Here is an 18,517-nt window from a genome sequence, read left to right on the forward strand (position 1 = left end):
CTATGGAGTCGCGAAGGATCGGCGTCGGCGCGTTGGCGCTACAACTTGCCGGGTGGCGCCAAAGCGCTGCGCGCGGGGCCCTCTACCGCCGCCTTGCCGATGCGCTGCGGCTGCTCATACTCGACGGGCGGCTGCCGTTGGGGCTGCGATTGCCGGGCGAGCGGAGCCTGGCGGCGGCGTTGGGGATCAGCCGGACGACCGCCGCCGCGTGCTACGCGACGTTGCGCGACCAGGGTTATCTCGACGGACGGCAAGGCGCGGGCAACTGGACGCGCGTTCCCGGCGAAACCGACCCGGGGCCCGCCGGCCCGATCGAGACCGACCTCGACGACGGCGTGATCAATCTCAGCGGCGCGGCGATGGCCGCCAACGAACTGGTGCACGCCGCCTATGCCGCGGCGCTGGGACGCATGGCCTATTATCTGCCCGGCAACGGCTACCAGCCGATCGGACTGGGCGAATTGCGCGCAGCGGTGGCGGAGCGATACGCGCGCCGCGGCCTGCCGACCACGGCCGACCAAGTGCTCATCACCAACGGCGCGCATCACGGCTTCGCGCTGGTGCTGCGTGCGCTGACGCGGCCGGGCGACCGCGTGGTGATCGATCATCCGAGTTACCCGCACGCGATCGACGCGATCCGCCGCGCGGCGTGCGTGCCGGTCCCGATCCCGCTCGAACGCGAGGGCTGGAACGCGGAGGCGTGGCGCGCGACGCTGAGCCAGACGGCCCCGCGTCTCGCTTATGTGATCGCCGATTTCCACAACCCCACCGGCCTGTGCATGGAGGCACCGGCGCGCGCCGCGATCGCCGCCGCAGCCGCGGCAAGCGCCGTCCCGCTGATCGTCGACGAGACCATGGCCGATCTGTGGTTCGATGCGCCGCCACCCGCGCCGCTCGCCGCTTTCGGCACGCGCGGCACGATCGCGCTGGGGTCGACCGGCAAGAGTTTCTGGGGCGGATTGCGCGTCGGCTGGATCCGCGCCGAGCCGGCGGTCATTTCCGCGATCGCCCGGATACGCGCCTCGATCGACCTGGGTACGCCAGTGCTCGAACAGCTTGCCGCCGTGGACCTGTTGGCGCGGGGCGACGCCGCGCTCGAACCGCGTCGGCGGACGCTCGCCGCCCGATGCGCACTGCTCCGGTCGTTGGTCGCTCGGGATTTTCCCGAATGGCGGCTGCGTCCGCCGCGCGGGGGCGTGTCGCTCTGGATCGAGCTGCCGCGCGCCGAAAGCATCGCGCTTTCCGTTGCCGCGGAACGCTTCGGCGTCCGTATCACGCCAGGCCCGCGCTTCGGTGTCGGCGGCGCGTTCGGCCGCTTTCTGCGCCTGCCGTTCACCCGGAGCGAGGACGACCTGACCGAGGGGATCGCCCGGCTCGCCCGCAGTTATGCGACGCTCCGCGCGGATCCGCCATCACGACGGGAGGCGGAGTGGCTGCTGGCCGACGAACTGGTCTGATCGCGCGGCGGTGACCGTGACGAGGATCGGCGGTGGGGCCGCATAAAGGTCGCATGCGGGCGTTTCGGCTTTGCGCTTCCTCGTCGCGCCGAGCCATGCAAGTTCGATGTGTAAAGAATGTCGCGACTATGGCGCGGGCACCCGCGTGGCGGTGAAGCTGAAGACGCCCTCCTTGAGCGACGAGGCGCAGTCGAGCCGCTCCAGCCGAGCCTCGCCCTGGGGTCTGCAGATCGCGTCGACGAGCGGGTAAAACCAACCGCCATCCGCTAGCGGGATCAAGATCGTCGGTTCCCCATAGTAGCTTGTCGCCACCAATCGCCCGTCGGGCTGCACCGTCAGGCCGATCCGCGAATACGGGCCGAACTGCTCGATTACGAAGCTGCCGTCATAATAGTCAGCGTCCTTGGCCTCGAGTTTGCGGTCGGTTAACGTCATCGGCTTGATTGCAAGCGGCGGCTCTCCGGTCACAGCGCGGTAGATCCGGCGCGACAGCCCATCGACCGGCGAATAGTTGTTCGACAACGCGACCACGTAAATGTCATGCGCCGGGTCTGCGTAGGTAACTGAGTAAAGACCCGGCGAACGACCACCCGGCGTGAAGACGGCGTCGTCGCCGAACACCGCGCGCCTGCTCGCGGCGCTGATCAGAGTGCCGCCATAGGCCGCGCGCATGAACGTCGCGATGTCGCCGGCGGTCGAGTAGAGCGAACCGCCGCTCCGCCGCATCTCCACCGGATAGAAACGCGTCCGGGCACGCACGCCACGCCGGTCGCCGGGCTGATAGCCCTCGGCCAGTCGCGGGATCATCCTGAACGTCTCGGCGACGCCGGTATCGCGCATCCCCAGTTTGTCGAGGACAGCGCTGTGCAGCAATTGCTCGAACGGCATACCCGCCGCGCGTTCCATCATCATTGCGAGCACGTCGAACCCGCCGTTGCTGTAGCTGGTCTTGGAGCCCGGCGTGAAATCGAGCGGTTTGGTCTTCAGGATCGCGACCGACTGCGCCAACGTCATTCGCGTGATATTGTCGAATTCGGGCAGGTTGTTGGTGTGCGCGACCCCAGATTGATGCTCGACCAGATGGCGGACGGTGATTTCGTTACCGCGCGGAAAATCGGGGATCAGCTCGGACACCTTGGTATCCATTCTGATCTTGCCCGCGTCCAACAGAACGCCCAGCGCGGCATCGGTGATCGGCTTGGACAGCGACGCGATCTTGAAGCGCGTATCGAGACGATTGGGAACGCCGAACTCGTAATTGGCCATGCCATAGGCCTTGGCGAAGATCGTCTTGCCTTGCTTGGTGACGATGACCACGCCGTTGAATTGCGCGGAAGCCACATAGGGGTTGAGCAAGGCGTCCATCCGCGTCTCGATGCTGTTGGGCGCCGCGAACGCCATGACTGCGCAGGCTTGCGACATCAGGGCGAGCGCGATGATCTTCACGAATTTCATATTTCCTCCCCACGCCTGCCGGACGCGCCTTTCGGCACGACAACGACCAGCGGCTTCCCTATGGTACGTTCCGCACCATGCCTGCCGCGACGCGCTTTTCCATTGCCAATCGGCGAACGACCGGCTGCGTCGGCGAACGATCGCGCGCGCGGCCCCGCACCGGATGGTGGGTGGTGCTGCTGTGCTGGCTGACCTGGCTGGCGGCAACCCCCGCCGTCGCCGCGGACGCCGCCCCGGCTATGCGCCAGGGGCCGATCCAGGTCTGCGCGGCGGACGGGTCGCACTGCCGCGAAACCGCGCTCTGGAATATCCGCCCGGTGTCGGACGAACTGATATTGTCGCAACAGATCATCGTGGATTCGGGCGCCCTGCCGCCGTTGCGCCCGCCGACGTTATGGATCGCCGCAACGGCCAGTTCGGAGGTGCGGTGGAACGGCGTACCGATCGGCAGCAACGGCACGCCCGCCATGGATCGAGCCGGCGAAGTCCCCGGCAATTATGTCGCGTCTGTCGCGATACCGCCCGCGCTGATCCGGCCCGGTGTCAATTCGCTGTCGATCCGAATGTCGTTTCACCATCTATGGCTGCCGGTGCATAGTCCGGTGCGGCTGGTTTATCTCGATCCCTCGGGCGCGGGCGACAATCCGCAGCTTCGCGCCTATTTGCCGTCGCTGCTGATGTTCGGAACGCTCGCCGCCGCGTTCGCCTATTTCGGCTTTGCGGCCGCGACGGACCGCACCAACGGTGCCGCCCGGATACTGGCGTCCGTCGCCGCGCTGGCGTGCATTCAGCTCGCGACCGAGACCGCACGGTTGTTCGTCGCCTATCCCTATCCCTGGCAACTCGCGCGCGTCGTCGCGATCGCGGTGCTTGCCGCGACGATCTCTGTCCTGTTCGTCGCTTATGCTGCGCGGCGCTTCTGGCCCGCGCGGCGACGATTGATGGTCAGCATGGCAGCGATAGCGGCACTCGCTTCGGCGGTGCTGGTACCCGTGTTCGACGGGCGAGCGCTCGGTGCGATCACGGCCGGCGCGGTCGCGGTAATGATCTGCGCCGCCGTCGGCGCTGCCAGAGAACGCAGCGGCAGCGCGCTGGTGGCGCTGGCGATTGCCGGAACCACGCTCGTGCTGGTTGTCACGCAATGGGGCGAGCTCCTCGACACGAGCTGGTACCTGCTGGTGGCCGGAACGCTGATCGTCTTGCTGGTCGAACAATTGCTCGATTTCAACCGCGTCCGCCGCCACGCCGCCAGGTTGTCCGCGCGGCTGCACAGTCTCGAATCGCAGGACAGGCCGATCCTGCTCAAGGACGGCGCGCGCACGCATTGCGTCGATCCCGGCCAGATCCTGTCGATTAGCGCCGCCGACGATTATTGCGAAGTCCATCTCGCGGATGGCCGCACCCTGCTCGTCTCCTCGACATTCTCGGGATTGCTCGCCTCGCTACCGCCGGGCTTTCCGCGCATCCATCGCAGTCACGCAGTCAACCGCGTCCACATCGCCAGCGTTGCACGCGGCGCGTCGGGCCGCATGGTCCAGCTGAGCACCGGCAAGACGCTGCCCGTCGGTCGCAGCTTTGCGGCGGCGGTCGATGCTTGTGTGGGCCGCAACCCGCAACCGTCCGACATGCGGCTGTAACCGCCCCGCGCCTATAAAGTCAGATAATCGCTGCACTCCGGCACCGGCCGGTCGGGGGCGTACGTCGTGCCGTTCCACGCGAGCGTGCGGGTATAGCTGCACGCCGGATCGCGTGCCCAGGCGAGGTTGCGCTTGGTCATCCGCTTGGGCGTGTTGTCGTCCGCACGGATCAGCGACCCGGGATAGGTCCGCGCCTTGGTGGCCAGCCGAAACCGCGGGCGCCCGCTCCGGGTAGCGGGATCGAGCGTCAGCGCGCAGGTGAATTCGTACAGGTCATGGCACGCCCCGGCGCGCTGCTTCATATCCCGCTCGCTGAAACAGGCGTGGATCATCACCGAGCCGCCGATCAGCGTGTTCAGCACTTCCGGCGGATCGGCGTTCGCGCCCGGCGCCAGGTCGTACAGCGTCAGGGTCTCGTTGCTCGCACCACCGCCCGAATAACCGGTCGTCTGCGTCGTCAGCGCCCCGACCAGCCAATGGCCGTTCGCCTCCTCGACGATGTGCTGCCACGGCGCGACGTAATAGGGCTCCGCCTCGCCGGTAATCGCGATCCGTACCGCCGGCTCGGGCTTCGTCGGCACGCCGTCATAGATCTCGACCGCCCAGTCCTTGTCCGCCTGCACCACGCGCATGCAGCGCCGCCGGTCGGGGGTACAGCGCAACGCCGATCGCTCGCCCTCCTTCGCCGCGAACCAGGCGGGGCCTTTGACCGCGACCAGCGCCAGCATTCGATTGCCCGCGACATCACGCCCAGGCGCGGCAGGCGCGGCGGCGGCGAGCAGGAGCAGCGGAAGGATGAACCGGGCGATCATGCCGCGATCCTATCGCACCCGTGGCGACGACACCACGTCGCGCATCGCCTCCGTTACCCGAGCCGGCTACGACCAAGAGCTAATTGATTTTGTGCCATTTTATCCGCATCGACGGAGTCGAAGGGACCACTCGGCCGCGATCGAGCATCGCAACATAGGAACGTGTTGATGGCGATGATCGCCCGATTGGGACTGAAGGCGCGGGATCCGCGCACCACGGTATTGCTGCCGTCGCGCATGCGGATCGAGTCCGCGTGGTCCGATGCGTGCATCCACAATGTTTCCGCACGCGGCCTGCTCGTGTCGGCCGACGACGCACCGCGCGCCGGCGCCTATGTCGAGATACGGCGCGGCCGCGCGGTGATCATCGGGCGCGCGGTTTGGCAGAAGGACCGCTTCTTCGGCGTCCGAACCCAGGACCGTATCTACCTCGCGGTACTGCAGGGCGGCCCCGCGCAGAACGACAACGCCCCGCGCAACGACCGCCGCCACGCCGACCGCTATCAGCAAGATGCCGCGGTCGCGCGCTCGCTCGAACGCAATCGCGCCTTCGCCCGGCTGTTCCAGTTCGGGGTGGTCGCACTCGGCGTGGGTTTCGTCGGGTGGATCGCGGCAAGCTCGGTCTACAGCGTCTTGTCGAAACCCGCCGAGCGCATCACCAACGCGATGGCCGCCGCGCGCTGACGCGCGCCAACCTTCTCCATTGTCGCGCGTTGAAGCGGGATGCCTGCATCCCCATTTCACGCGTTCGCCGCGGCTATTGTCAGCGGAACATCAATGGAACATAACTAGGCTTATGCTGACTCACATCTCGGTTCGGGGTGCCCGCGAGCACAACCTGAAGCATGTCGATATCGACATCCCGCGCGATACGCTGACGGTGATCACCGGGCTGTCGGGGTCGGGCAAATCCTCGCTCGCGTTCGACACCATCTATGCCGAGGGGCAGCGGCGCTATGTGGAGTCGCTGTCAGCCTATGCGCGGCAGTTCCTCGAGCTGATGCAGAAGCCCGACGTCGATCATATCGACGGCCTGTCGCCCGCCATCTCGATCGAACAGAAGACCACCAGCCGTAACCCGCGCTCGACCGTCGCGACCGTCACCGAGATCTACGATTATATGCGTCTGCTGTGGGCGCGGGTCGGCATCCCTTATTCCCCCGCGACCGGCCTGCCGATCGAAGCGCAACAGGTCAGCCAGATGGTCGATCGCGTCATGACGCTGCCCGAGGGGACGCGGCTGTACCTGCTCGCGCCGGTCGTGCGCGGGCGCAAGGGCGAGTATCGCAAGGAACTCGCCGAATGGCAGAAGGCGGGCTTTACGCGCGTCCGCATCGACGGCGAACTGTACGAGATCGACGAGGCCCCCGCGCTCGACAAGAAATACAAGCACGACATCGAGGTCGTGGTCGATCGCCTGGTGGTCGGGCCGGACTTGGCGACGCGGCTGGCGGACAGTTTCGAGACCGCGCTGAAGCTTGCCGAGGGGCTGGCCTATGTCGATCTGGTCGACACGACGGTGGCGGAGGCGACCGCCAATCGCGTCAAGGAAGCCTCGGCCCAGTTCGTCACCCCAGCGCAAGCTGGGGTCTCGGGCGATGACGCGATGCGGCCTGAGATCCCAGCTTTCGCTGGGATGACGGATGGGGGGCGATGAAGGGCGCATCCGTCCCCGCCAACCGCATCGTGTTCAGCGAGAAGTTCGCCTGCCCCGTCTCGGGCTTCACCATCGCCGAGATCGAACCGCGGCTGTTCAGCTTCAACGCCCCGCAAGGCGCCTGCCCGGCGTGCGACGGGCTAGGCGAGAAGATGATCTTCGATGAAGACCTCGTCGTCCCCAACCACGACCTCACGATCAAGAAGGGCGCGATCGTCCCCTGGGCGAAGTCGAACCCACCATCGCCCTATTACATGCAGGTCCTCGGCAGCCTGGCGCGCGAATTCGGCTTCAGCCTCGACACCAAGTGGGAGGACGTGCCGCAGGACATCCGCGACATCATCCTCCACGGCACCAAGGGCAAGCCCGTCACCCTCACCTTCATCGACGGCCGCAAGTCGTACGACGTCCGCAAGCCGTTCGAGGGCGTCATCGGCAACCTCAACCGCCGCCTGCTCCAGACCGAGAGCGCATGGATGCGCGAGGAGCTCTCCAAATACCAAAGCTCGCAGCCCTGCGAAGTCTGCCACGGCGCCCGCCTCAAGCCCGAGGCGCTCGCGGTCAAGGTCGCGATGCACGACATCAGCTACGCGACGCATCTGTCGGTCGTCGACGCGCTCGCCTGGTTCCAGGACCTGCCCAACCACCTCAACGGCCAGCAGAAGGAAATCGCCGAGCGCATCCTCAAGGAAATCCTCGAACGGCTCGGCTTCTTGAACAACGTCGGCCTCGACTATCTCAACCTCGACCGCACCAGCGGCACCCTCTCCGGCGGCGAGAGCCAGCGCATCCGCCTGGCCTCGCAGATCGGCAGCGGGCTGTCGGGCGTGCTCTACGTCCTCGATGAGCCGTCGATCGGCCTCCACCAGCGCGACAACGACATGCTGCTCAAGACGCTGCGCCGCCTGCGCGACCTCGGCAACACGGTGCTGGTGGTCGAGCATGACGAGGACGCGATCCGCACGGCCGATTACGTCATCGACATGGGGCCCGGCGCGGGCGTGCACGGCGGGGAGATCGTCGCGCACGGCACGCTCGACCAGGTGCTGAAGAACAGGAACAGCATCACCGCCGATTATCTCAACGGCACCCGCCAGGTCCCCGTCCCGCTCATCCGCCGCAGCGGCACCGGCAAGAAGCTCACCATCACCGGCGCCACCGCCAACAACCTGCGCGATGTGACGGCCAGCATCCCGCTCGGCACCTTCACCTGCATCACCGGCGTCTCGGGCAGCGGCAAGTCGAGTCTGACAATCGACACGCTCTACGCCGCCGCCGCGCGGCAACTGAACGGCGCGCGCATCCTGGCCGGCAAATATGAGAAGATCGCCGGGCTACAGCATCTCGACAAGGTCATCGACATCGACCAGTCGCCGATCGGCCGCACCCCGCGCAGCAACCCCGCCACCTATACCGGCGCCTTCACCCAGATCCGCGACTGGTTCGCCGGCCTCCCCGAAAGCCAGGCGCGCGGCTACAAGCCCGGGCGCTTCAGCTTCAACGTCAAGGGCGGCCGGTGCGAGGCGTGCCAGGGCGACGGCGTGCTCAAGATCGAGATGCACTTCCTCCCCGACGTCTACGTCACGTGCGACGTGTGCCACGGCGCGCGCTACAATCGCGAGACGCTGGAGGTGAAGTTCAAGGGCCACTCGATCGCCGACGTGCTCGACATGACGGTCGAGGACGCCGCCGAGTTCTTCAAGGCCGTCCCCGGCATCCGCGACAAGATGGCGATGCTGGTCGAGGTCGGGCTCGGCTACGTCAAGGTCGGGCAACAGGCGACGACTTTGTCGGGCGGCGAGGCGCAACGCGTGAAGCTCGCCAAGGAACTGTCACGTCGCGCGACCGGCCAGACGCTCTACATCCTCGACGAGCCCACCACCGGCCTGCATTTCGAGGACGTCCGCAAACTGCTCGAAGTGCTCCACGCGCTGGTCGAACAGGGCAATACGGTGGTGGTGATCGAGCACAATTTGGACGTCATCAAGACCGCCGACTGGGTGATCGACCTGGGACCGGAAGGCGGCGTCAAGGGCGGCGAGATCGTCGCGGTCGGCACGCCGGAGGATGTCGCGAAGGAACCGCGGAGCTTTACCGGGCGGTATCTGGCGCCGTTGTTGGGGGTGAGAGAAGCGAATATTGCCGGCAAACGGGAGACTGTGGCGGCGGAATAGGGGGACGCGTGTGGATTTCTAAATTTCGCCTGACTAATTTCACGTCTTTTGAGGATTCCGGCTGGATTGAATTAGATAAGGCTATCAATTTATTTATAGGGCAGAATAATTCTGGAAAAAGCGCCTTATTGAAGGGCTTGAGTTTTCCTTTATCACAAAATCCGCATAAGAATATACAGGTTTTCAGGGGACATGGTTTAAAACAGCCTCATCTTGAATTCGATGTAACGACTTCTTCTTCTGGATTATTTAATAAGTTTTCTTCATTAAATTATTCTCCGACATTTCCAATTGGTAGCTTTGAAGACCATCAAAGCGCGAGCCTATTAAAGCTTCTGTCAAATCCCGACGCTCCAATTGAATTGGAGTTTAGTCGCGAACCATCAGCAGATACTATTCCGCGCCAAGGAGCATCGATAGCCGAATTCCGAAATCCGAGTAATCAAATTAGTTCGAATTGAGATGACGCCGCAAGGAGCTCAGATTTCTAGTAGGGTAGGCGGGCCGGATAATCTGGCGCAGTTATTTTCGGGACAAGCATCGGAGAATTTCTTCTACTTTGACGCTCAAAGACTGAACGTAGGAAGGGGGCCATGGGAATCTCCCGAGCGTCTCTTATCCAACGCCCGGAACTTGCCTACCGTGCTAGCGCACCTGCAAGGAGCTAGAAGACCTGTATTTGATTTGATCGAAAGGTTGGCAATAGATGTGCTTGGCGGCATTGACAGAATTACAGTAGCGCGCCGCCAGAATGATGACGAAATCCTCATTTGGCCGGAGCGGTCTGCTACGTATGAAGAACTGGCATTTGGCTTGAACGAAAGTGGCACAGGTGTTGGTCAACTTCTTGCGATAATAACAGCCCTGGTTACTAGCGACCAAGCTGTAATGGTTATCGATGAAATAAACTCCTTTCTTCATCCTGCAGCAGTCAAAAAATTAATAAATTTGCTGCGATCAGAATATAGTCATCATCAATATATCATATCAACGCATTCCGCCGATGTTATCGGTAGCTGTAACGCGGAGAAAATCTATATAGTCAAGCGAGAAGGCTTCAAGTCTACTGTTAGTTCTATATCACTAAAGGAAGCCAGAGACGCCAAGGAAGTTTCATCCATTCTTGGTTTTTCAATGATGGACGTCTTTGGTCATGAACGACTTGTGTGGGTGGAAGGGCCAACCGAAGAGGTGTGTTTCCCGTACATAGCACGACGAAGTGATCTGCTAAGTCGTTCAGAAATTGGATTTGCTCCGGTGTTCGCAACAGACGCATTTTCCGGTCGTTCGGCTAGTCGATCGGCCACGGAAGTATATGAAAGCGCTGGAAAGCGACTAGCGCCGTTGTTGAAGGGGATGGCGTTTGCACTCGACCGCGAGCGCCTATCGGACGGAGAAGTAGCCCGGCTAGAACGATCACGAAGAAAATTGAGATTTCTCCCTCGGCGTTGTTTTGAATGTTATCTGATCCATGTCCCCTCCATTATAGAGGTTTTGGAAGAACTCGACGGGCGCCCAGTAAACAGGGACGCTGTCGCTGAGGCTTTAATGGCGGGTCGCGAAGATCGCTTCGGTGCCTCGCGCCAATGGAATGGCGATCTCATGAACGCTGCCTGGTTGAAGCGGGTAGATGCCGCGAAACTTTTGGAACACGTATTTTCGTCAGTTACCGAAAAACGAGTCGAATATAGGAAGACGCGGGACGGGATCAGTCTTTTGAAAAAGATTGCTGAGCAGTCACCAGATTCGTTGTCAGAGCTAGAAGATTTTGTAAAAAAGATCGTTGAAATCGCATTGCGTGATACCCCGCCCTAGCTACTGGCGGATGTCCAGTTTGCGACGTCCAGGACCCGCCGCGAAAGGTCCGCCGCGGCAAAGCCGCGTCGTCGGTCGCGGCTCTCCGCCGCGCCGGCCGGCCCCGGCTAGTTCGCTCGTGATTAGCTTGCGCTAATCACCTCGCCGCCGGGGCTTGTTCTCGCTACGTTCTACCCATGCGAATCCCCCGCGACCGGCTCATCTTCCTCGGACTCGTCGCGCTCGACGAGGTGATGCGCGGGTGCGCGACCGCGCCGGCCAAGCCTACCCCGGCGCTGCGGGTCGTGCTGGCGATGCTCTACCAATTGTCGGACGGGCGCGACCGGCGCGTGTTCGTCGAGGTCTGGCGCACCTGTCGGCTCGCGCCCAGCGAGCGGCTGACCGAATATATGGCCAACCACATCCGCACGACCGAGCTGCGCAAGTGCTGGAACCGCATCTGCACGACGCTCGAGGTCGAGCAGACCGATGACCTCGCCCGCCGCCTCGCCGCCGCCCGCCCCCGCGAAACCGAGCGGGAAGCGATGGCGCGGATCATCCGCGAACAGGGCGAGGCCGAGCGCGTGTGGAAGGCGCATAGGAGACAGAAGCAACAGTGCACGATAACCGGCTGAGGGCAGCGCCGCGGGAGTAAATCCCGCGTCGTCGGTCGGCGCTCGCAGCGCCGCCGGCCGGCCCCGGCTAGTTCGCTTGCGATGAGCGCGCGCTAACCACGTCGCCGCCGGTGCTTTCCTACAAGCGATCCCATGCGATATATGGACCGTCCTCCGATCGAAGGACGCCCTCATGCCCAGTCCCCTCATCCACACCCGGATCGCGCTCGATCCCGGCCGCGTCGTGCGCCCGCTGGCGACACCCGATCGCGACCAGCCCGATGCCGTCCGCGACTGGCTGGCGCATCTGGCGGCCGGACGGCTCATCCCCGCCGCCCGCGCGCCGGCCGACGATGCGCGATTGGCCTGACTTTCGCCTACCCTTCCGTCGGCGCCGGGGCGACGCCGCTAGTGTAACCCTGGTGTCACCTTAGGCGCCGCTTACGCTCGGTCCAGCGCGCCGGATGCCGGTCTTGGCGACGCCGTCGCAACCTTCGGGCAGCGGCGCCGTTGAAGCACGAGACCTCAATCCACGGGAGACCCGTCATGTCCAACCCCAGCCAGCGCCGCGACAGCCACGGTCGCTTCAAGCCCGACCACCGCACCCGCAACCTGGCGATCGGCGCCGCGACAATCGTCGGGGTCGGCGCGGCCGCCGTGGTCGGCGCGCTGAAGGCCGGGCTGCTCGACCGCTTCTTTCCCGCGAAGGAGGGGCATGACGCGCCCGATTTGGCGCTCGACGCCGACACCCCCGGCACCGACCGCGCGCCCGACGCTTTCCGTCCCGATCCGACCGCGACGCCGACCGCGGGCGAACGGGAAAGCCTCCGCCCGCCCCCGGGCGTCGACAAGGGCTTCATGGCCGACGATCGCCGCGTCGAGGAACTGACCACCGGATAATCGGCCGGATAATCGATTCGTCCGCGCAACCATTGTCCTGCCCGCGCATTGAGCGAACGGGGTCAAACAGGAGAGATGACATGCGCACCGTGACGATGGGGTTGCTGGCGGCGGCGGCCGCGATGACCGGGTTGACCGCTTGTGCCGACGATGGCGGCCGGCCGGGCTATGCGAGCGATTATCGCAGCTACCGAAACTACGATTACGACCGGCCCGATCCGCAATATGGCAGCTATGACGCCGACCGCTATTATGTCGACAATCAGCGCTATCGCGAGCGCCGGCTGAGCCGCAACGACCGCATCTATCAGGGCCGCGACGGGCGCTATTATTGCCGCCGGTCGGACGGCACGACGGGGCTGATCGTCGGCGGGATCGCGGGCGGCGCGCTGGGCGCGGCGCTGACCTCGGGCCGGTCGGAGCCGCTCGGCATCCTGCTCGGCGCCGCCGCCGGTGCTGCGGTGGGTAATGCGGTGGACAAGGACAACGTCCGCTGTCGTTAAGCTGATGCGGGCGGCTTGGGCTTCGGCCTGAGCCGCCTCACCAGCTTGCGCAACGCCAGGATCGCCCACACCGCGAGCCCGATCAGCACCAGCGCTACGACGCCCGCGACCGCGGGATGCGCCAGGACGAGTACCAGCAATCCGCCGGTCACGACGTCCTCGCCGCTCGACACCGCGATGTTGCTGAACGGCTCCGGGCTGACATTCACTGCGGCGCGCGTCCCCGCCTTGGCGCCATGCGTCAGCAACGCCGCGCCGCCGCCGAGCAGCAGCGCCGCGACTTGCCACGCGCCGTCCTTGGGATCGACGATCGCGAGCGCCAGCAACGCGCCGCCGACCGGCCGCACCAAGGTGTGCACCGCGTCCCACGCGCTATCGACCCACATCACCTTGTCGGCGAAGAATTCGGCCAGCGCGCCGACACCTGCGATCCCGATCACCCACCAATTGGCCAGCACGTCGAGCCCGTGAAGCCGCGCCGGCTCGGGCACCCAGCCGAACCGCATCGCCAGCCCGACCGCGAAGACGGTCAGGTACAACCGCCATCCGCTCAACAGGCTGATGCTCGCCGCCAGCCCGATCATCCCGACCGCGTCCATGGCGGCGAGCGTATCAGGCTAGCGCGCCGGCGTCACTCGGCGGGCTGAAGCGCCGGATAGTCCGAATACCCTTCCGGTCCCGGCGTGTACCAGGTCTTGAAATTGTCCGGCGCCAGTTCGGCCCCGGTACGAAAGCGTTCGACCAGATCGGGGTTGGAGATGAACTTGCGCCCGAACGAGATGCCGTCGGCCAAGCCGCTCGCGACGTCCGCCTGCGCCGCCTCCAGCGTATAGTCCTGATTGAGGATCAGCGGGCCGGTGAATACCTCGCGGATCTTCGGGCTGAGCTTGGGCACTTCGGACGCGCCGAACGTGCCGGCGGGCGACAGTTCGCGCAGTTCGAGGAACGCGATACCGAGGTCGTTGAGCGCCTTCGCGGCGGGGACGAATACCGCCGCGGGGTTGCTGTCGTCCGCCCCTTGCGTTTCGCCATTGGGCGACAGGCGGATCGCGGTGCGCCCCGCGCCGACCTCGGCGATCACGGCCGACACCGCTTCCTTCATGAAGCGGATGCGGTTCTCCGGCGAGCCCCCGTAATCGTCGTCGCGCAGGTTCGTGTTGTCGCGCAGGAACTGGTCGATCAGGTACCCGTTCGCGCCGTGCAGCTGCACCCCGTCGAACCCCGCGGCTATAGCGGCGCGGGCGGCGGTGGCGTAATCCTCGATCGCCTGCTTGATGTCGTCGAGCGTCGCAGCGCGCGCCTCGGCATAGGGGTTCTCCGGCTTGTGATACGGCGCCCGCGTCTGCGACGACGACAGCGGGGTCAGCCCCGTCACATCGGGCCGCGCCAAGCGCCCCATATGCCAGATCTGCGCGACGATCCTGCCGCCGGCCTTATGCACGGAATCCGTCACCGGCTTCCACGCCTCGACCTGCGCGTCGGTCCACAGCCCCGGCGCGTTGGGCCAGCCGAGCCCGAGCCGGCTCACGCCCGTCCCCTCGGTGATCAGCACGCCCGCGCCTGCGCGCTGGGTGTAGTAATCGATCATGATATCGGTCGGCACATGCTCGTCGGTCGAGCGGCCGCGCGTCAGCGGCGCCATCAGGATGCGGTTCTTGGCGTCAATATCGCCAAGCTGGATGGGATCGAACAGCGTGGGCAAACGGGCCTCCCTTTGTAAATGACGCGGGCGAGATAGGTGTTATGGGGCGGCATGCACCAGGACGAGGCCCCAAGAAAAGCTTCCAGCGCGCAAAGCGTGACCGCGCACCCGCTGGCGTTCGCGGCATTGGTCATCGCCAACGTGCTGCTCGCGTTCGGGCCGGTGTTCGTACGGATGACCGATGTCGGGCCGGTCGCCGCCGGTTTCTGGCGGATCGCGCTCGCAGTGCCGATCCTGCTGGCAGTGACGGTCGGCAGCGGCTGGCGGGCCAGGGGATTGAGCCGCGGGGTATGGATCGCGCTGGCCATCGGCGGGCTGTGCTTCGCCGCCGATTTGGCGAGCTGGCACATTGGCATCAAGAAGACGCAGCTCGCCAACGCCACCTTGTTCGGCAATTCGGCGACGTTGTTCTTCCCGATCTACGGCTTCCTCGTCGCGCGGGCGTGGCCGTCGAAGGGTCAGGGGTTCGCATTGCTGCTGGCGCTGTTCGGCGCGGGGCTGTTGATGGGGCGGTCGCTGCAAGTGCGGGCGGATCAGTTCTATGGCGACCTGCTCTGCCTGACCGCGGGCATCCTCTACACGGTCTATTTCGCGGCGATGGCGAAGGCACGCGACACGATGGCGCCGGTCCCTGCGCTGACCATGTCGACGCTGGCGAGCATGCTGCCGCTGCTGATCTTCGCCTGGGCGCTGGGCGAGAAGATCATGCCGACCGATTGGTGGCCGCTCATCGGCCTAGCGCTCGCGAGTCAGGTATTCGGCCAGGGCCTGATGACCTTCGCGCTCGGCCAGCTGTCGCCGATGGTGATCGGGATCGGACTCCTGACCCAGCCCGTGATCGCCGCGACCGTCGGCTGGCTGTGGTACAACGAGCGGCTCGACGGCTGGGATCTGCTCGGCGCCGTCGCGGTGGCGATCGCGCTGGTGCTCGTCCGGCGCGAGCGCAAGGACACGGCGCCGCTTGCCCCCGAAGGCGTGGCGGGCGCATAAGCACGCCATGACGCTTCCCGCCGACCCGACCATCCCGGAACTTCGCGAGGCGCTGGCGCCGCTGGTCGCCGACAATGCCGCGTTCGACGGCTGGAAGGCCGCGGCGCGCGACATGGCGGCGGATACGCTCGGCGTGGACCGTGACGTCGCGCTGCTGGCGCTGCCCGATGCGGCGACGATGATCGATGCGTGGTTCGCTTATATCGACCGCGAGATGGCGGCGGCGCTCCCGCCCGAGAAGCTTGGCCCGATGAAGGTGCGCGAGAAGATCACCGCGCTCGTCGAAACCCGGCTCGACCTGCTCGCCGCGCACCGCGAGACGCTGCGCCGCGCGCTCGCCATCCTCGCCATGCCGCAGAACGTCGCCAACGGCGCCAAGCTCGGCTGGCGCGCGGCGGACGCGATGTGGCGCGCGGCGGGCGATACCGCGACGGATTACAATCACTATACCAAGCGCGCGATGCTAGGCGCGGTCTACGCTGCGACGATGACCGTGTTCCTCGACGACGAGAGCGAGGGCCAGGCCGACACCCGCGCCTTCCTCGCGCGACGGATCGCGGGGATCATGGCGTTCGAAAAGGCCAAGGGCCAGTTCCTCGCGCGCACCAGCCACCGCCCTAGCCTGTCGCGGTTCATCGGACGGCTACGCTATCCGGCGATCTAGTTATTGATAATCAGTCGCAGTTGGCCTAGCTGACTGGTATGGCGACTCCGCTCAGCCTCGAACAGCTCCCCCAGCGCACTCACGCGACCGTGGCCGATATCGCCTGGGACCAGCTCGCCGCTCCCGAAGCACGACGCCTGCGCGAACTCGGGTTCGACGAAGGCGTCGGGGTCGAAGTGCTGCACCGCGCCCGGCTCGGCGGCGGGCCGATCGCGTGCCGCATCGGACGCATGACCGTCGCCTTGCGCCGTCGCGTCGCCAGCGCCGTTCGCGTGTCCATCGTTCAGCCCGCCGAGTAATGCACCCCGCCCCGCTGGTTGCGCTGGTCGGCAACCCCAATGCCGGCAAGAGCGCGCTGTTCAACGCGCTGACGGGTGCGCGGCAGAAGGTCGGCAATTATCCCGGCGTGACCGTCGAGCGTCACGCGGGGCGGATGACGCTGAACGACGGGCGCCCGGTCGAACTGCTCGACCTGCCCGGCACCTACAGCCTCGAGCCTTCCAGCCCCGACGAGCGCGTGACGCGCGATGTCGTCACCGGCGCGCAGGCGGGCGAGCGGCTGCCCGATGCGATCATCGTGGTGGTCGATGCGTCGAACCTCGACAATCATTTGCGCTTCACGCTCCAGCTGATCGCGCTCGGCCTGCCGGTGGTGATCGCGCTCAACATGATCGACATGGCCGAGCGCGATGGGCTCAAGCTCGACGCCGACGTGCTGGCCCGCGAACTCGGCGTGCCGGTGGTGCCGACCGTCGCGGTGCGCAAACGCGGGATCGACGAGCTGAAGGAAGCGCTCGACGCGTTGGTCAGTCCCGGCGCGGTGGCGCTGCGCCGCAGCGATCCGACGCTCCACGCCGACATCGCCACGCTCCAGCGTCGCGCCCGCCAGATCGCGGTCGCGGCGACCATCTCCGAAACTCCGGTGCGGCGCTGGACGCATACGTTCGATGCGGTCGCGCTTCATCCGGTCTGGGGTCTGTTTCTGCTGTTCGCCGTCCTGTTCGTGATGTTCCAGGCGGTATTCTTCGCGGGCGCCGGACCGGCCGACATGGTCGGCGGCTGGTTCGACGATCTGGCCGGGCTGGTGAAGCAGGAGATGTCGGATTCGATCCTGCGCTCGCTGATCACCGATGGCGTGATCGCGGGCGTCGGTGCGGTGGTGAAGTTCCTGCCGCAGATCCTGATCATGTTCTTCTTCATCCTGGTGCTGGAAGCCAGCGGCTACATGGTCCGCGCCGCCTTCCTGATGGACCGCGTCATGGCCAGCGTCGGGCTGTCGGGCCGCGCGTTCATCCCTCTCCTGTCGAGCTTCGCCTGCGCGGTGCCGGGCATCATGTCGACGCGGACGATCGAGGACGAGAAAGACCGGCTGACCACGATCCTGATCGCGCCGCTGATGACCTGCTCGGCACGGCTGCCGGTCTATACTTTGGTGATCGGCGCGCTGATTCCGAACGTTCGCGTATTGCCGTTCGTCGGGCTGCAGGGGCTGGTGATGTTCGGCCTCTATGTGATGGGCGTGATCGGCGCGTTCGTCGTCGCGTTGGTGTTGCGCCGCACGGTGACCAAGGGCGCGTCGTCGGGCTTCATGATGGAGATGCCCAAGTACCAGCTGCCGAACGTCCGCGACCTCGCGATCGGCCTGTGGGCGCGCGCGGAAATATTCCTGAAGCGCGCAGGCACGACGATCGCGTTCACGACGATCGTGTTGTGGGCATTACTGACGTTCCCGCAAGCACCCAAGGATTCCCCGGTCAGCCAAGTCAATTATTCGGTGGCGGGGCGCATCGCCAACACGATCGAACCGGTGTTCCGCCCGATCGGTTTCAACCGCGACATCGTTCTCGCGCTGATCCCGGCGATGGCCGCGCGCGAGGTCTCGGTCGCGGCGTTGGGCACCGTCTACGCGATCGACACGTCGGGCGACGACAGCGATGCGAAGATGGAGGCGACGCTCAGCAAGCGCTGGACCCTCGCGACCGCCCTCGCTTTCCTGATGTGGTTCGTGTTCGCGCCGCAATGCATCTCCACAATTGCCGTCACCCGGCGAGAAACAAACGGGTGGAAATGGCCGGCCTTCATGGTTGGCTATCTGTTTGCCCTCGCCTACATCATGGCGGGAATCACATACTGGCTGGCGACGCTCGCCGGCCTCTAG

The 18,517-nt window shown here is 65.3% G+C and carries 17 protein-coding genes and 1 pseudogene; 14 read left to right on the forward strand and 4 right to left on the reverse strand.

What is annotated here, in order from left to right; genetic code table 11:
* Nucleotides 1-2 precede the first annotated feature (2 nt).
* Nucleotides 3-1,457: a MocR-like transcription factor YczR gene (yczR, locus tag FPZ24_RS14245; RefSeq protein ID WP_146573062.1), complete on the forward strand. Its 1,455-nt coding sequence runs from the start codon at nucleotides 3-5 to the stop codon at nucleotides 1,455-1,457.
* Between the two features lie 126 nt (nucleotides 1,458-1,583).
* On the opposite strand, the gene FPZ24_RS14250 is transcribed toward yczR, so the two are convergent.
* Nucleotides 1,584-2,912, reverse strand: coding sequence for a serine hydrolase domain-containing protein (locus FPZ24_RS14250; protein ID WP_146573064.1), 1,329 nt, complete (start codon nucleotides 2,910-2,912; stop codon nucleotides 1,584-1,586).
* A 77-nt stretch (nucleotides 2,913-2,989) separates the two neighbouring features.
* Between FPZ24_RS14250 and FPZ24_RS14255 the strand changes: the two genes are divergently transcribed.
* Nucleotides 2,990-4,549 carry a LytR/AlgR family response regulator transcription factor gene (locus FPZ24_RS14255; RefSeq protein WP_146573066.1) on the forward strand — a complete coding sequence of 520 codons (1,560 nt, stop codon included), beginning with the start codon at nucleotides 2,990-2,992 and terminating at the stop codon, nucleotides 4,547-4,549.
* 11 nt (nucleotides 4,550-4,560) lie between these two features.
* On the opposite strand, the gene FPZ24_RS14260 is transcribed toward FPZ24_RS14255, so the two are convergent.
* The gene (locus tag FPZ24_RS14260) at nucleotides 4,561-5,361 is read right to left on the reverse strand and encodes a hypothetical protein (RefSeq protein ID WP_146573068.1); all 801 of its coding nucleotides are present in this window, start codon (nucleotides 5,359-5,361) and stop codon (nucleotides 4,561-4,563) included.
* Nucleotides 5,362-5,529: 168 nt separating this feature from the next.
* Between FPZ24_RS14260 and FPZ24_RS14265 the strand changes: the two genes are divergently transcribed.
* The 8 genes and pseudogenes from FPZ24_RS14265 (at nucleotide 5,530) to FPZ24_RS14295 (ending at nucleotide 13,003) form a co-directional block, all read left to right on the forward strand.
* Entirely contained in the window at nucleotides 5,530-6,045 is a 516-nt protein-coding gene (locus FPZ24_RS14265; RefSeq protein ID WP_146573070.1) for a PilZ domain-containing protein, read from the forward strand.
* Between the two features lie 112 nt (nucleotides 6,046-6,157).
* A pseudogene (gene uvrA / locus FPZ24_RS14270) lies at nucleotides 6,158-9,192 on the forward strand (excinuclease ABC subunit UvrA).
* Nucleotides 9,193-9,200: 8 nt separating this feature from the next.
* Entirely contained in the window at nucleotides 9,201-9,653 is a 453-nt protein-coding gene (locus tag FPZ24_RS14275) for an AAA family ATPase (RefSeq protein ID WP_146573072.1), read from the forward strand.
* 1 nt (nucleotide 9,654) lies between these two features.
* The gene (locus FPZ24_RS14280; protein ID WP_146573074.1) at nucleotides 9,655-11,007 is read left to right on the forward strand and encodes an AAA family ATPase; all 1,353 of its coding nucleotides are present in this window, start codon (nucleotides 9,655-9,657) and stop codon (nucleotides 11,005-11,007) included.
* Between the two features lie 176 nt (nucleotides 11,008-11,183).
* Complete coding sequence (locus FPZ24_RS14285) at nucleotides 11,184-11,621, forward strand: hypothetical protein (RefSeq protein ID WP_146573076.1); 438 nt, start codon at nucleotides 11,184-11,186, stop codon at nucleotides 11,619-11,621.
* Between the two features lie 172 nt (nucleotides 11,622-11,793).
* Nucleotides 11,794-11,970: a hypothetical protein gene (locus tag FPZ24_RS17275; protein ID WP_186728884.1), complete on the forward strand. Its 177-nt coding sequence runs from the start codon at nucleotides 11,794-11,796 to the stop codon at nucleotides 11,968-11,970.
* Nucleotides 11,971-12,146: 176 nt separating this feature from the next.
* On the forward strand, nucleotides 12,147-12,500 hold the full coding sequence (locus FPZ24_RS14290) for a hypothetical protein (protein ID WP_146573078.1): 354 nt from the start codon (nucleotides 12,147-12,149) through the stop codon (nucleotides 12,498-12,500).
* An 80-nt stretch (nucleotides 12,501-12,580) separates the two neighbouring features.
* The gene (locus FPZ24_RS14295; RefSeq protein WP_146573080.1) at nucleotides 12,581-13,003 is read left to right on the forward strand and encodes a glycine zipper 2TM domain-containing protein; all 423 of its coding nucleotides are present in this window, start codon (nucleotides 12,581-12,583) and stop codon (nucleotides 13,001-13,003) included.
* Here FPZ24_RS14295 and FPZ24_RS14300 read toward each other — a convergent pair.
* A complete protein-coding gene (locus FPZ24_RS14300; protein WP_146573082.1) occupies nucleotides 13,000-13,602 on the reverse strand; it encodes a DUF4126 domain-containing protein in 603 nt (200 codons plus the stop codon). The genes FPZ24_RS14295 and FPZ24_RS14300 overlap by 4 nt on opposite strands.
* A 32-nt stretch (nucleotides 13,603-13,634) precedes the next feature.
* Nucleotides 13,635-14,705, reverse strand: a complete 1,071-nt coding sequence (locus tag FPZ24_RS14305; RefSeq protein WP_146573083.1) for an alkene reductase — start codon at nucleotides 14,703-14,705, stop codon at nucleotides 13,635-13,637.
* Between the two features lie 51 nt (nucleotides 14,706-14,756).
* Here FPZ24_RS14305 and FPZ24_RS14310 point away from each other — a divergent pair, with 51 nt between their 5' ends.
* The 4 genes from FPZ24_RS14310 to feoB all read left to right on the forward strand — a co-directional run bounded on the left by FPZ24_RS14310 (nucleotide 14,757) and on the right by feoB (nucleotide 18,517).
* On the forward strand, nucleotides 14,757-15,695 hold the full coding sequence (locus tag FPZ24_RS14310) for a DMT family transporter (protein WP_146573085.1): 939 nt from the start codon (nucleotides 14,757-14,759) through the stop codon (nucleotides 15,693-15,695).
* A 112-nt stretch (nucleotides 15,696-15,807) separates the two neighbouring features.
* Nucleotides 15,808-16,359 carry a COQ9 family protein gene (locus tag FPZ24_RS14315; protein WP_420853404.1) on the forward strand — a complete coding sequence of 184 codons (552 nt, stop codon included), beginning with the start codon at nucleotides 15,808-15,810 and terminating at the stop codon, nucleotides 16,357-16,359.
* A gap of 38 nt (nucleotides 16,360-16,397) precedes the next feature.
* The gene (locus FPZ24_RS14320; RefSeq protein ID WP_146573089.1) at nucleotides 16,398-16,658 is read left to right on the forward strand and encodes a FeoA family protein; all 261 of its coding nucleotides are present in this window, start codon (nucleotides 16,398-16,400) and stop codon (nucleotides 16,656-16,658) included.
* On the forward strand, nucleotides 16,658-18,517 hold the full coding sequence (gene feoB, locus FPZ24_RS14325; protein ID WP_146573091.1) for a ferrous iron transporter B: 1,860 nt from the start codon (nucleotides 16,658-16,660) through the stop codon (nucleotides 18,515-18,517). Before FPZ24_RS14320 ends, feoB begins: the two co-directional genes overlap by 1 nt.

The organism is Sphingomonas panacisoli (assembly GCF_007859635.1).
Classification (GTDB): Bacteria; Pseudomonadota; Alphaproteobacteria; order Sphingomonadales; family Sphingomonadaceae; genus Sphingomonas; species Sphingomonas panacisoli.